At 61.0% G+C, this 14,371-nt stretch carries 11 protein-coding genes and 1 pseudogene; 9 read left to right on the top strand and 3 right to left on the bottom strand.

The genetic code is table 11. The annotated features are described in order from the left end of the window. Positions 1-6 precede the first annotated feature (6 nt). Positions 7-762 (top strand): glucose 1-dehydrogenase, encoded by a 756-nt coding sequence (locus tag EN943_RS12220; protein WP_127412816.1) that lies wholly within the window; start codon positions 7-9, stop codon positions 760-762. Positions 763-811: 49 nt separating this feature from the next. Here the strand turns inward: EN943_RS12220 and EN943_RS12215 are convergent, their stop codons facing one another. Both EN943_RS12215 and EN943_RS12210 read right to left on the bottom strand, forming a co-directional pair. Continuing rightward, the gene (locus tag EN943_RS12215) at positions 812-1,549 is read right to left on the bottom strand and encodes a cyclase family protein (RefSeq protein ID WP_127412815.1); all 738 of its coding nucleotides are present in this window, start codon (positions 1,547-1,549) and stop codon (positions 812-814) included. Positions 1,550-1,608: 59 nt separating this feature from the next. Next, entirely contained in the window at positions 1,609-3,102 is a 1,494-nt protein-coding gene (locus EN943_RS12210) for an aldehyde dehydrogenase (RefSeq protein ID WP_245475811.1), read from the bottom strand. Positions 3,103-3,389: 287 nt separating this feature from the next. On the opposite strand from EN943_RS12210, the gene EN943_RS12205 reads away from it, so the two are divergent. Together EN943_RS12205 and EN943_RS12200 are read left to right on the top strand one after the other, a co-directional pair. Then, positions 3,390-5,048 carry a GMC family oxidoreductase N-terminal domain-containing protein gene (locus EN943_RS12205; protein WP_127412813.1) on the top strand — a complete coding sequence of 553 codons (1,659 nt, stop codon included), beginning with the start codon at positions 3,390-3,392 and terminating at the stop codon, positions 5,046-5,048. A 28-nt stretch (positions 5,049-5,076) separates the two neighbouring features. Next, a complete protein-coding gene (locus EN943_RS12200) occupies positions 5,077-6,249 on the top strand; it encodes an enolase C-terminal domain-like protein (RefSeq protein WP_164778172.1) in 1,173 nt (390 codons plus the stop codon). 2 nt (positions 6,250-6,251) lie between these two features. Here EN943_RS12200 and EN943_RS12195 read toward each other — a convergent pair whose 3' ends face one another. Beyond that, positions 6,252-7,196: a LysR substrate-binding domain-containing protein gene (locus tag EN943_RS12195; RefSeq protein WP_127412811.1), complete on the bottom strand. Its 945-nt coding sequence runs from the start codon at positions 7,194-7,196 to the stop codon at positions 6,252-6,254. A gap of 239 nt (positions 7,197-7,435) precedes the next feature. On the opposite strand from EN943_RS12195, the gene tcuA reads away from it, so the two are divergent. From tcuA to EN943_RS12165, 6 genes and pseudogenes are all read left to right on the top strand, one after another. Next, a complete protein-coding gene (gene tcuA / locus EN943_RS12190; protein WP_127412810.1) occupies positions 7,436-8,968 on the top strand; it encodes an FAD-dependent tricarballylate dehydrogenase TcuA in 1,533 nt (510 codons plus the stop codon). A gap of 161 nt (positions 8,969-9,129) precedes the next feature. Beyond that, positions 9,130-10,539 (top strand): MmgE/PrpD family protein, encoded by a 1,410-nt coding sequence (locus EN943_RS12185; protein ID WP_164778171.1) that lies wholly within the window; start codon positions 9,130-9,132, stop codon positions 10,537-10,539. A 39-nt stretch (positions 10,540-10,578) separates the two neighbouring features. After that, positions 10,579-12,000: an MmgE/PrpD family protein gene (locus EN943_RS12180; RefSeq protein WP_127412808.1), complete on the top strand. Its 1,422-nt coding sequence runs from the start codon at positions 10,579-10,581 to the stop codon at positions 11,998-12,000. Continuing rightward, a complete protein-coding gene (locus EN943_RS12175; protein WP_127412807.1) occupies positions 11,997-13,499 on the top strand; it encodes an aldehyde dehydrogenase in 1,503 nt (500 codons plus the stop codon). The genes EN943_RS12180 and EN943_RS12175 overlap by 4 nt, the downstream gene beginning before the upstream one ends. A gap of 50 nt (positions 13,500-13,549) precedes the next feature. Then, positions 13,550-13,888 (top strand): annotated as a pseudogene (locus EN943_RS12170) (IS481 family transposase); the annotation flags it as partial. 156 nt (positions 13,889-14,044) lie between these two features. After that, positions 14,045-14,371, top strand: a 327-nt coding sequence (locus tag EN943_RS12165) for a DUF4158 domain-containing protein (protein ID WP_164778170.1), incomplete at its 3' end; no start/stop codon positions are given.

Below are 14,371 nucleotides of genomic sequence, written 5' to 3'. Positions count from 1 at the left end.
ACGCACATGGGTGCCCTCGACGGAAAAGTCGCCATCATAACAGGGGCGGCCGGAGGTATCGGCTCCGCGGCCGCCCGTCGTTTTATCGACGAAGGCGCGCGGGTCTTCCTGGTCGACCGCGACGAGAGCGCACTCAAGCGCCTTGCCGAGGCGTTTCCGCCAGATCGTGCGGTCTATTTCGAGGCGGACGTTGCGGACGAGGCTGTGGTCAAGGCGTTTGTAGCGGATGCTGCGCGGCGCTTCGGCCAGGTAGACATAGCCTTGCTCAACGCCGGCATCGAAGGAGAAATCGGCAGGATCGAGGACGTGCCGGTCGCGATGTTCGACCATGTGATGGCTGTCAACGTGCGCAGCGTCTGGCTGGGCCTCGCGGCATTGCTGCCAGCCATGCGAGCGTCCGGCGGCGGCAGCATTATCATCACATCTTCGGTGGCCGGGTTGCGCGGTTCAGCCAGGCTTGGCGCTTACAGCGCCAGCAAGCACGCCGTTGTCGGCCTCATGAAGTCCGCTGCCCTTGAGGGGGCTCCGGACAAGGTACGGGTGAACACGATCAACCCCTCGGCTACCCGCACGCGAATGATCGAGTCTATCGACCAGTCGATGCGCGCCGCCGGGCGGATCGGCGACTCGGCCGCACGGGTTCCGCTCGCAAGATACGCAGAGCCTTCGGAAGTCGTATCCCTCATGCTGTTCTTGGCCAGCGACGAAAGCAGCTTCTGCACCGGTGGCACCTATTTGATAGACGGCGGAACAATGGCGTAACCGCCCTTGGATGGATGCCGCAGCGGCGCGGGCCTCGAGCCGGATTGGGTCAGTCTGCAACCAGCCGCGCCACCACGCGGGCGGGCGCGCCGTCCGAGCCCCGGATCGGCAAGGCGCCGAACATGAACTCCACCCGCTTTCCGGCCAGCGCGGCATGTCCGGTCAGATGCTCGCAGATCAAGATGCCACGGCTCAGCAATGTGCGGTGGACCGGCCAGTCGAACCCGGGCTCCCGCAGATGATAGACCAGGTCCGGCGTCGCGAAATCGCAGGCCAGCATCTTGATGTCGCGTTCCGCGAGCCAGGCCGCCGCTTCCGGTGACATGCTGGGATGACGCTCGTATTCATGGGAACCGAAACGCTCGGCCCACCCCGTATCGAGCGCTAGCATGTCGCCCGGACGCAATTCGGGACGACAAAGTTCGAGATCGGCAACATCGATGACGGCATCCGCTGCCGCATCGATTCGCCAGACGACGCCTGGACCGTGAAGACGCTCGAGCGGCACGTCCTCGAAGGCCGGCCCGTCCAGGTAATAGTGACGCGGTGCGTCGACATGGGTGCCCGCATGCACGACCATCTGCAATGCGGTGACGTTGAACGGATCTGCCGGCATTTCCTTCAGCAGGGACAGCGCCGGTCTGGGAAAGATCGAAGCGCATGGCATGTCGGGTCCGACCGGATGCGACAGGTCGACCCACGGCCCGAGAGCCTTGCCCGCGGCCATCGCGGGAACACGGTTCCAGCCCTGCCAGCCCTTGCCGCGTTCCAGACACACGCTACACATGGCATTGTCCTCCCAGACGGTTCAGTTCTGTGCCTTCTGTAACCAGCGATAAACTCGCGTCAGGTCTGGATCGCGAAGGGATCTCGCTCAACGTCTGAAAAGTTGATCATGACGTTCTTCGTGGTCAGGAACTCAAGCAATCCTTCGTGACCGCGTTCGCGCCCGTAGCCGCTGTCCTTCACACCTCCGAATGGGATTTGGGCGGCGACGGCGCGGTACGTGTTGACCCACACCATACCGGTCCGCAACGCGCGGGACACACGGTGCATCCGGTTTATATCCTTGGTCCAAATACCGGAAGCCAGACCGAACTTGGTGTCATTGCCGATGGCGATCGCCTCTTCTTCCGTATCGAAGGGGATCACGGCCAGCACCGGCCCGAAGATCTCTTCCTGTGCCAGTTTCATCTCGTTGCGCACATCCTGGAAAATGGTGGGCTGGACGAAAAGGCCCTGGTCAAGTTCGCCTCCAGTCGCACGTCCTCCGCCGGTGACAAGCGTGGCGCCTTCGCTTTTGGCAGACTCGATAAAGCCCATTATGCGATCGAACTGCGGCTGATTGGCCGCCGTTCCCATCTCGGTGCTCTGGTCGAGCGGATTTCCCAGACGGACCTTGCCGGCGCGCGCGGCAAGGCCCGAGACGACCTGCTCGTAGATGGGCCGCTGCACCAGCAGCCTCGAACCTGCGACGCAGGTCTGGCCGGTGGCCGAGAAGATGCCGGCAAACGCCCCGACGATCGCTTTGTTGAGATCGGCATCGGCAAAGATGATGTTGGGTGACTTGCCGCCGAGTTCGAGGATTACCGGGGTGAGCGTGTGTCCGGCTGCCGACGCGATCGCGCGTCCCGCCACACCGCTGCCGGTGAAGCTTATCTTGTCCAGGCCCTCGGCGCTGGCCAAGGCCTGGCCCGTGCGGGCATCGCCGGTCACGACGTTGAAGACGCCGGGAGGAAAGCCCGCCTGTTCGATAAACCTGCAGAATTCCAGCGTCGTCACGGACGCATGTTCCGATGGCTTGACGACAACACAATTGCCAGCGGCCAGCGCCGCCGCGAGCTTGTTGCCAAGCAGGGCCATCGGAGAGTTCCACGCCGTGATGATGCCGATGACGCCGAGAGGCTCCATGCTTGCATAGTCGAAGACATCGGTGCGATCGAGCGGAATGACCTTGCCCCAGATCTTGTCGGCATAACCCCCGTAGAAACGGAACATGCGCGCCAGGAACACCATCTGGCTGGTCGTCTCCCTGATGATCTTGCCGTTGTCGGTGGTCTCCAGGCGCCCCATTCGCTCGGCGGACGCCTCGACGATGTCGGCCAACCGAAACAGCAGCTTGGCTCGTTCATACCCGGTCGTGGATTTCCAGGTGGTGTCAAAGGTTTTTCGAGCCGTGTCGATCGCCTGTGCGACATCGTCAGCGTCTGCCTGGGAGATCATGGCCCAGGGCTGACCGGTAAAGGGATTGTAGGACGGAAAGTGTTCCCCGCTGCGCGGCGCGACTGACTGACCGCCGATGTAGAGCTCGTAGCTTGGCAAGGTATCGATGTTTCCCACTTGTCCTTCAAACTCCAGAATGCGCCGCACGCAAACGCGTGGCGGCATTAATGGTCCGTCGTCGTTACCGTCTGCTACCATTCCATTCAAAGAATTTTTTATGGCTCAGGATAAGCGTAGCTTATCCCTGCAATCGCATGCCGGACAGACCAGAGAATAGCCTGCAGGCATGCTCGCCCGGTCAATGGTTATTGTCGGATATGAAAACGAACTCTTAGATTGCCGTCGGCAGACGCCGGTAAGCGTCGCTGCGCGCGTTGACGACAGGGGGAAGGGAGGCAGGTAAATTGCACGAGCCAAGCGAATTCGACTTCATCATCGTCGGTGCGGGCTCGGCCGGTTGTGCCTTGGCCAACAGGCTTTCGCAGGACGGCAAGGACCAGGTGCTGCTGATCGAGGCTGGAGGCAGGGACAACAGCATCAACATAAAGGTGCCACTGATGGTGGTGAACCTTCTCAAGGATCCCAACTTCACCTGGCCATTTGTAACCGAACCCCAGGCCGCGCTCAAGGGCCGGACGCAGTTGTGGACCCGCGGCCGGGTCCTCGGCGGTTCAAGTTCGATCAATGGCAACGTCTATGTGCGGGGTGATCCCGCAGTCTACGATTCATGGGCCGAAATGGGCGCGCCGGGCTGGGGCTGGGCGGAGATGCTGCCCTACTTCAAGCGCATCGAAAGCTATGCGGAGGGAAGTCCGGTAACGCGAGGCCGCGACGGTCCGATCGGCGTGACAAGCCTCAAGAATTTCGATGCGCTTGCCGATGCCTATGTCGAGGCGTGCCGCGAGGCCGGCTTCGAAGTCGTCGAGGACTACAATGACGGTCACTATGAAGGCGCGGCCTATCTGCAATATTCGACCCGCCGCGGCTATCGCTCGAGTTCGGCCGCGGGCTACCTGAAGCCGGCGCGAGGCCGGCAGAACCTCGTCGTATGGACCGATACGCTGGTTGCCCGCGCGCTGATCCAGGATCGGCGGGCGGTTGGCGTGGAATGCCTTCGCGGCGGAGAAAAGCGCGCGGTCAAGGCGCGCAAGGAGGTCATTTTCTCGGCGGGACCGATCCAGTCGCCGAAGCTGCTTGAGCTTTCCGGCATTGGTCAGGCGGACTTGCTGAAAGACTTGGGCATTCCGCTCGTTCACGAACTGCCTCGCGTGGGGGAGGGGCTGCAGGATCATCCCAACACACGTCTTACGTTCGAGTGCGCCAGTCCGATCACCATCAACGACGTGCTGCAGAGCCCGCTCGCCAAAGTGCGGGAAGGCTTGAAGTACCTGTTCTTCGGCAAAGGTTTGCTTTCGATCTGCTCGGCCACGGCCCACACCGTGATGCGCTCCACGCCTGACGAGGTTTCGCCGGATCTCAAGCTGCAGTTGCAGCCCTTCTCCGGCAAGGATCGATACGCGCGACGACCACAGGATGGATTGGACCCGCATTCTGGATTTACGGTGGGCATCATGGCGCTGAAGCCGAAGTCGCGAGGATGGGTTCACGCCGCCTCGGCCGATCCGATGGTGTATCCAAGGATTGATCCAAAATACCTGGACGATCCGGATGATGCGCATGTTCTGCTTGCCGGGATAAAGGCGGTGCGGCGCGTTGCATCGTATCCGAGCCTGCGGCGGATGATCGTTCGTGAGACCCGTCCGGGCGATGCGGCCGCGACGGACGAAGAACTGCTCGATTATATCCGGGAAACGACCCAAACGACCTGGCACGTGGTCGGCAGTTGTTCGATGGGCGCTGACACCACCAACAGCGTCGTCGATCCCAAGCTGCGTGTGCATGGCATCGATAGGCTTCGCGTCGTCGATTCCTCCGTGTTCCCCACCATCCCGTCTTCCAACACGAACGCGCCAACCATCGCGCTCGGCGAACGCGCGGCGGACATCATCGCACGCGCCTGGTCGAACCAGTTACCGGGTGCATCGAGCCCGCTCGCCGCCTGATGGCCAAGCATGGTACGGAATTAAGAGCATGATGATCGAAAGAATTGATGTCCGCGTCGTTGAAATGCCGGTCAGGCTGAAGCGCGTGTTTTCCAGCGGCAGCTACGACACCGGCCCCGCCGGTCAACTTTTAGGCAAGCCGGTCTTCGTTCGCATTTACGCCGGTGGCGTCGTCGGTTGTGGCCAGATCCGCCCGATCAGTCCCGGCCATTTCGTTGCGGACACGGTTCACAGCGTCGTGGCCGCGATTCGCGACATTTACGGCCCATTGCTGCTTGGAAAGCGCCTCACCGATATGGAAGCGATTGACGAGGTTTTGACGTTGCGGCTGGCGGGCAATCCGGCCGCACGCGCCGTGCTCGACATCGCTTTGCATGATGCTTTGGGCAAGTCGCTCGGTCTGCCGGTCAACGCTCTGATCGGCGGCTGCTGCCAGCCCGTCATACCTCTTGAATGGTCGGTCAGCCTTGCCGACGATGTCGAGGTGATGATCGCGGAGGCCCGCAGGGCTGTCGAGGACTATGGCATCAAGGTGTTATGCCTCAAGGCGGCCGGACAGGGAGGATGGAAGCGTGACGTCGTCAATTTCGAGGCGGTTCGCAAGGTTGTGGGAGACGACATCGTCATAGGCGTCGATCCCAACACGGGATGGACGGTTGCGGACACGATCAGCGCCATGAGGGAAATGAGCGTATTCAACCTTGGGTACATGGAGCAACCAGTGTTGCGCCGCGATGTGCGCGGCCTCGGCGAAATCCGGGTCCAGGCCAAGGGAGTGCCGGTGATGGCTGACGAGAGCCTGTTCACCGTCCAGGACGCGGCCGAACTTGCATCGACGCGCGCCGTGGATGTCTTCTGCATCAAGCTCTACAAGGTCGGTGGCATTTCTCCGGCGCGCAAGATCGCTGCGATAGCCGAAGCCAACGGAATTCCGATCAATTGTGGGGGACTGGCCGTCGCGTCCCAGTTCGAGGCGGCCGCCTCGGCGCATTTCTGCGCCACGATACCGGTCAGGCGCACTTTTGGAGCAGCCGAGTTTGTCTTCGGGGTCGGCACGATGGGAGCGGATCCGCTTGTCGCGGATGGCGCCATGTCCATCGTCGACGGAGCCGTCACGGTCCCGACCGGACCTGGCCTCGGTCTCACGCTCGACGAGGCGCAGCTGGAACGCATGACGCTGCAGACGACTGTGGTCGCCTGAGGCTAATACATGCCAGCACGCGAGGGAGCGGCGCTCAGGGCGGCGCGCAATACCGAGATGGTAATCTGCGGCGCGATATTGCTGATGAAGTCGACCAGGAACGGTCTGAGATAGACATTGGGCCGCAGCGATATCTTGATCATGCTCGACGGGAACAGGTGGCTCGCATCGCGCGCCTGCAACCCGGTGTCACGTTTGGGATCGAAGGTGACCGATGTCAGGATGGCGATACCCAGGTCCATTTCAACATAGGTCTTGCAGACATCTGCATCGATGGCGCTAAGCGTCACCTTCGGTTCGATGCCGTGGTCCTTGAACACCTTCATCACTTTCCAGCGCCCGCTATAGCGGGTGTCATAGGTTATAATCGGGTACTGCGAAACGACGTCTATCGTGAGGTCGGGCACGTCGAGGATCGGATGGCCCTTCTTGGCGATTATCGATCGCGGCAGTTCGAAGCATGGCAGTTGCACCAATCCCGGAAACGCCCGGATGGTCTCTGTGCCCACCGCAAAGTCCGCCTCTCCCGATTCCACAAGCGAACAGATTTCTTCGGGGTCGCCCTGCTTCAGGACCAGGCGCACATGGGGGTAGCGCTTTATAAATCCCTCGATCACGCCTGGCAGTACGTAGCGAGCCTGCGTATGCGTCGTTCCGATGGTGAGCGTACCCCGGTTGCCTGAGTTCATGTCGCTCTTCAACGAACGCAAAGCGGCGATATCGGTGGTCACGCGCTGGGCGATCGCCAGGACGTGCTGCCCCGGTTCCGTGATCCCGATGATGCGGTTGCGGGTGCGCTGGAAGATTTCGAAACCGAGATCCAGCTCCAGAAGCTGAATCTGGCGGCTAACCCCTGGCTGTGCCGTGTTGAGGGCCTCTGCTGCCGCAGAGAGATGGTTTCCGTGACGAACGATTTCGACCACGTATCGCAGTTGCTGAAGGTTCATACACCGCTCCGGTATGGCGTTATTGGATGCTAGAATAACATAATATTGTGTGAAAGCATACTGCGTTCACGTTAGAACGCAATGGCCAATATGGGCAATCGTCGCCAGTTCGACGCTGTAAAGAGCATGCGTGGAAAACACTATTAAGTATAAATGTAGATGTTTATTTCAATTTGGAAATTTATACGCAACGAAACTGCTTATTATTCCAGCAATTCCTTGATACCATGAGGGGTAGGATGACTTTCGACGCCAATCGCGAGTATGATGTTGTCGTCGTTGGCGGCGGGAACGCAGCTCTTTGCGCCGCGATCTCGGCCGCGGAGAATGGCGCGCGGGTTCTGCTGCTGGAACGCTCCCCGGACGCCGAGCGCGGTGGCAACAGCACCTATACCGACGGGAAATTCCGTGCAGTCTACAATGGTGTGGAGGATGTGCGCGCGCTGGTTCCGGACCTGACCGACGACGAGGTCGCGGCCAGCGATTTCGGCACCTACACGGAATCGGATTTCTTCGACGATATGGGGCGGATCACGCAATATCGCACCGATCCCGACCTTTGCGAAATCCTTGTCCGCCAAAGCCGCGAAATCCTTTTCTGGCTCAAGGAAAAGGGCGTCCGGTTCATGCCCAATTACGGTCGTCAGGCCTATCGCGTTGACGGGCGTTTCAAATTTTGGGGCGGCACGACGCTGGTGGTCGCCACGGGAGGCCCGGGTCTGGTCGACGCGCTTTATCGCACCGCCGAGGCTCTTGGCGTCACTGTCTGCTATGAGGCATGGGCGAGGGATCTCATCAGTGTTGATGGGCTCGGCGTTAGTGGCGTCGAAGTCAATTTTGGAGGTGATATACTCAGCATCAAGGCCGGCGCGGTGGTGCTGGCTTGCGGCAGTTTCGAAGCCAACGCCGAATGGCGGGCCAAATATCTTGGGCCGGGCTGGGATCTCGCAAAGGTGCGCGGCAGCAAGTACAATACGGGCGACGGGCTGGCCATGGCCCTTAAAATCGGAGCGCAGCCTTTCGGTCACTGGTCGGGGTGTCACGCCACCGCCTGGGAGCGCTACGCCTCCGACTTCGGCGACATGGCAATCACCCCGCAATATCAGCGCCACAGTTACACGTTCGGCATCGTCGTAAACGCCCTGGGCGATCGCTTCATCGATGAGGGCGCTGATTTCCGCAACTACACCTATGCGAAGTACGGCAGCGAAGTGCTCAGGCAACCCGGTCAGGTGGCGTGGCAGATTTACGACAGCAAGGTACTGCATCTGCTGACCGACGAATACCGCACCCGTCACGTGACGAAGCTGCGCGCCGATACGCTGGAAGGGCTCATCGCGCAGATGGACGAGGTGGATGGCGACCGGCTTGCCAGGACGATCAGCGAGTTCAACGCAGCAGTCAGTCAGGATGTGCCTTTCAACCCCAACGTCAAGGATGGCCGCCGCGCGGTAGGGTTGTCCGTCCCCAGATCGAATTGGGCCAACACCATCGATACCGGCCCGTTCGAGGCCTATGCTGTTACCTGCGGTATAACCTTCGCCTTTGGCGGCATCCGTATCACCACGGATGGACAGGTTGTTGACACCGCCCACAATCCAATTCCCGGCCTGTTCGCGGCAGGCGAGATGGTCGGCGGACTGTTCTATTTCAACTATCCGGGCGCCAGCGGGCTCACCAGCGGTTCGGTATTCGGGCGCCTGTCAGGCATCGGCGCGGCACGATCAGCGTTGTCCAAGCGCGATGCGCCGGCCACGAAAGCGGTGGAGTAAGCTCCGGCGGCATGCCTGTTCGTCATGCTCGGGGGCCAAAGGTTATTGGACTGCTATGGTCGAGGTCATCCAATAGCTGGACAGCAGACAACTCTTAACTCTGCGTTCCAGTATCGCAGACACCGCCCTGCGTGGCGGCTCCAACCTTTAAGAGGTACATCGTGAACATCAACGTGACAGGTAACCCGGCAACCACACGCAACCTGGCCGACTTCGCGGTCGGGCTTCGCTACGAAGACTTGTCGCCAGGCGTCATAGCAATGGCCAAGCGTTGTATTCTCGACTCTTTCGGATGCGGCGTTTTCGGTGCGCAGACCCCGTGGACCCAAGCGGTAACGCGCGTGGTGAACCAACTCGGTCAGGCCCAGCGGGCCTCCGCGTGGGGCCAGAAAGGCAAGGCAGATGTGCTGGGTGCCTCGTTCATCAACGGCACCTCAGCGCAGGGCTTTGAACTCGATGACTGCCACGATCAGTCGATGTCGCACTATGGCGCCGGCGTCATCCCGTCGGTCATGGCTTGCGCCGAGGATTTCGGAGACGTGTCGGGCAAGGACATGATCCTTGCCGTGGTGGCGGGATTCGAGCTTGGAACCCGGATCGGCAATACGGTGAGCCCTTCCGCATTTCATACCGGCTTCCATCCCTGCGGGCTGACCAGTACCTTCGCCTCGGCTGCGGCCATCGGCAAGCTTATCAAGCTCGACACAGACCAGTACGTCTCGTCCCTCGGCTTGGCCGGGTCGCAGGCGGCGGGGTTGATGGCAGCACAATTTGGCGCCATGGCAAAGCGCTTCCATTCCGGCAAAGCCTCGCAGAACGGCATTATCGCCGCCTATTGCGCACGCGAGGGTCTCACCGGCGTCCGCGACGTGCTCGAAGCCGAGTATGGCGGCTTCTGCTCGTCTTACGCGAGGGATTACGACCTGTCCTGGGCGACGAAAGGCCTGGGCAAGGATTGGGAAATCCTGAAAAATGGCTTCAAGCGCTTCTCGTCGCTTGCCTCGAGCCAGACTTCGGCCGAGGCGTTGCGGATAATTCGAGAGAAGCACGGCATTCGGGGCGAGGACGTCGCCAAGGTCGATATCGGCACGACGAACATGGTCTTCGTCCACTGCGGATGGCCCTACAAGCCGATGGACCCGCCGGAAACCATCGCTGCCCAGATGAACCTGCCCTACACCGGTGCGGTCATGCTGCTCGAAGGCGATGCATTCATCGACCAGTACCAGACCGCGAAACTGACTGATCCGAAGATCATGGATCTGGCCGATCGCTTCACGGTCACGGTGGATCCCGAACTCGACGCCATGGGCAAGGATGAGATGCGCGCCGTGCGTGTGACCGTCACCATGAAGGACGGCAATGTCTACAAGCACGAGCAGATCTATCGTCCCGGCCATTTCAAGAATCCGATACCGGACACCGCGCTGCAGGCGAAATTCCGTGATCTCGCCGGTCGCGTCATCTCGACGGAAGCGGTTGAGCGCATACAGAACATCGTCGGCAACCTTGACAGGGAAGTGAGCCCGGCAGCGGCGCTCGGTTCTGCGCTGCAGGACGTTCGCGGTTGATCGACGCCAGCAAGAGCCCATGGCAATAGGAAGCATTCGATGAGCAAGACACTCGCAACAAGCATGGCTGAATTCGCCGTAGGCGTCGATTACAATGCGATACCTGCCGAAGTCCGCCGCGCTGCTTTATGGCACATCGTTGATTCCATCGGTGTCTGCATCGCCGGCGCCAGCCCCCACGAAGACAGTGGCCAGATCATCCGCAAGCTTGCAGCGAAATGGCGCAGCGAAGGCGCGACCGTCTACGGCACAAATGCCAAGGTGCGGCCCGAACTGGCGGCATTGCTCAACGGATCGCTTGCGCAGGCCCTGGAGATGGACGACAAGCACGGCTCCTCGCTGGCCCGTCCCGGCTCGACGGTAATCCCCGCGGTTCTGGCCGTGGCTGAAGAGCGCAACGCCTCGCTACGCGAAGTCATCACGGCGATCGCCGTTGGTTACGAGATCATGATCAGGCTTGGTTTCGTAGGCGGCGACAGGTTCCTCGAGCGAGGCTACCATACGAGTTCACTGATCGGTTCCTTCGGTGCCGCCGCGGCCGTTGGGCGCCTGGTCGGTACCTCGACACGACAGATCGTCGACGCAATGGGCATCGGCGGTACGTTCGCCTCGGGCATCCAGGAATCGACCCGCACCGGTTCGACCTCGAAAATCCTGCACGGTGGCTGGGGAGCGCATGCGGGCATTCTGGCGATCGATCTCGCTACGGCCGGCATCACCGGCCCGGACAGTGTTTTCGAGGGAAAGTTCGGCTTCTTCCAGACTCACCTGACCCCGATCACCGGCGATCTCGATTTCGCCAAGGGCGGAGCCGGCTTCGGCACCCGCTGGTACTTGCCCGAAACCGCCTTCAAGCCCTATCCGTGCTGTCAGTTGCTTCATGCCTTCATTGAGGCAAGCAAGCGGCTGCTTAAGGAGTTCGAGCAGGACGGCGTTTCGCTGTCTTCAATCACCGGTATTTCGTGTCAGCTGGCCGAACCGGGCCTGACACTCGTTACCGAGCCGAACGAGCGCAAGAAGGCGCCGCAAACACCCCACGAAGCACGCTTCAGCCTCGCGTTCGGCGTTGCTTCCGCGCTTGTGCATGGCGATGTCGGTCTGGAGACGTTCCGCGCCGACCGCCTCGGTGACAGGGAGGTGCTGAACCTCGCCGCGCTGGTGCGGGCATCTGTCGATCCCGAGTCCGACTACCCCGCGCATTGCCCGGCTATCCTTGAGATCACCGCCGGCGGCAAGACGTATCGGAGCCACGTTCCCCACCATCCGGGCTGTCCCGAGGCGCCGCTGTCAAATGACGACGTGCTTGACAAATTCGCCCGCAATTCCGGCTGGCTCTTCGGAGACCTCGCCCGGACCGTCGGCGCACAGATCGCGGCGACGCCGGAAACGGACACCATGCAGACGGTGATAGCGCGTCTCGCCAATCCGGCCGTCAAGGCCTTCGCGGACAACAAGGCATGAGCGTAGCCGCCGACGCCCCCACGAACGAACCGCGCTTCTACGACCGTCTATTCATCGGCGGTGAGTGGGTGGCTGCGAAATCCGGCCGGCTGATCCAGACGATCGATCCGGCTACGGAAGACGTTTGGGCGCATGTCGCGGAGGCGGACGCGGATGATGTCGACGCCGCGGTCGACGCAGCCAGGCAGGCCCTGCGCGGACCATGGGCAGGCTTTTCGCCGACGCGGCGCGGCGAGCTTATAGCCGCATTGGCCGGTCTGATGCGGCGCGATGCCCGCACGCTCGCAGAAATGGAAAGCCGCGACAATGGCAAGCCGTTGCGCGACACGTTGGGCGAAGTGCAGCGAGCCGCCGACTGGCTCGTGTTCTTCGCCGGCGCTGCCGACAAGATAAACGGCCTGCAGATACCCTACAGGCCGGATGCGCTGGCCTACACCCGGCTTGAGCCGGTTGGGGTTGTCGGCGCCATCCTGCCGTGGAACTCACCAATATCCCTCTGTTCGTGGAAACTTGGCCCAGCGCTTGCCGCAGGCAACACCGTGGTGCTCAAGCCAGCAGAGCAGACCCCCGTTAGCCTCCTTGAGATTGGCCGGCTCGTTCAGGAAGCTGGCTTTCCTGCTGGCGTCGTGAACGTCGTCCCAGGCTACGGCTCGATCGCGGGTGCCGCTCTCGCCGCTCATCCGCGCGTAAGCAAGATTTCCTTTACCGGCCACCACGCCACGGCCGCGCGCATCATGCAGGCCGCGAGCGGCAATCTGAAGCGGTGCTCTTTTGAATGCGGTGGCAAATCGCCATATATCGTGTTTGCCGATGCCGATTTTGAGCGCGCCCTTTCGGTGGCCGTGCACAGCGCGTTCCGGTCCACCGGACAATCCTGCTCGCTTGCGTCGCGCATCTTCGTCGAGCGCCCGATCTATGAAAAATTCGCCACTGCAGTCGCTGACCGTGCTTCCCGGATTCGGGTTGGCATGCCTTTCGACGAGCGGACTCACATCGGTCCGCACAGTTCCGCCGAGCAGCGAACAAAGACTGAAAGTTACATCACCCTCGGCAAAGAGTCCGGCGCGCGCCTTTTGACCGGCGGTGGCAGGCCCGAGGGACTGCCGCGCGGCTACTTCGTGGAGCCGACCGTATTCGCCGATGTCGACAACCGCTCCCGCCTGGCTCAGGAAGAAGTCTTTGGTCCCGTCCTGTCCGTCATGCCGTTCGACGATGAAGACGAAGCCGTCGCGCTGGCCAACGACAGCGATTACGGATTGGTGGGCGGGCTGTGGACTTCCAATGTCGGGCGCGCGCACCGTGTGGCCGGCCGGATTGAGGCCGGCCTGGTTTCGGTCAACACGTTTCGTCCTGTCCATTATATGCTGCCGTATGGTGGTTACAAACTGAGCGGTTTTGGGCGTGAAAACGGGTTGGACGCGATCCGTGAATTCACCGAGGTAAAGACCGTGGTGATCGATCTGGCGACGGCCCTTCCGACGGATCCATTCGCCGAATAGCTGTTTGATCCCAGGCTTTGATGGGGCATCCTTATCCTCTGAATCGAGGGATGCACTATGGGCCAGGTTCTTCATGGGAGCGCTACGGCATCAATCAGAAGACTGTCGCCAAATGGCGGGAGCGGACTTCGGCGACCGATCTGCCGACCGGTCCGAGAGAGCCGAGATCGACGGTTCTATCTGTCGAGAAAGAGGCCGTTATCGTCGCCTTCCGCCGATACACGCTGCTGCCGCTGGACGATTGCCTCTACGCCTTGCAGCCGACGATCCCGCCCCTGACGCGTTCGCCCTTGCATCGCTGTCTACAGCGCCATGGCATCGGCCGGCTGCCGGATGCCGAAGGCGACAAGCCAGTAAGGAAGAAGTTCAAAAGCTACCCGATCGGCTACTTGGGGTCAGAACAAGAACTGTTCCCAGCGACACGCTAAGGTCGAACGAAGCATGAACGCTCGCAATTGATCTGTAGATGAAGCTGTCAGCCAGTTGAAAGCAAGTGGCCGGTGGCGGCCAATTTCCCTCGAAGTTATGTATCGGGGGAAATGCGGATGAGCAGAAGAAGGCTTCTCAGTTCAAAGGAAGCGGCGACGCTTCTGGGCATAGCGGTGGACGAGGATAACCTTATCCGACATTTTACGTTGGAATCGGCAGACCGCTTGGAATGCGAACTTCGCCGCCGACCGCAAAACAAGCTGGGTTTTGCGGTTCAACTTTGCACAGTGCGCCAAACGGGGCGACTATTGTCGGAGAACGAGCAGCTACCAGCCGCTGCGATCAAATATCTTGCGGAGCAGCTCGGTATCGACGCTCGCCTGTACGAGTTTTATGCTCGCCGGGTACAGACCCGTTTTGACCATAGCCGGCATCTGATGGAC

This window comes from Mesorhizobium sp. M7A.F.Ca.US.006.01.1.1 (assembly GCF_003997935.1).
In the GTDB taxonomy this organism is placed as follows: domain Bacteria; phylum Pseudomonadota; class Alphaproteobacteria; order Rhizobiales; family Rhizobiaceae; genus Mesorhizobium.
Note: the sequence above shows the minus strand (reverse complement) of the source record. Positions and strands in the feature narration are given on the sequence as shown.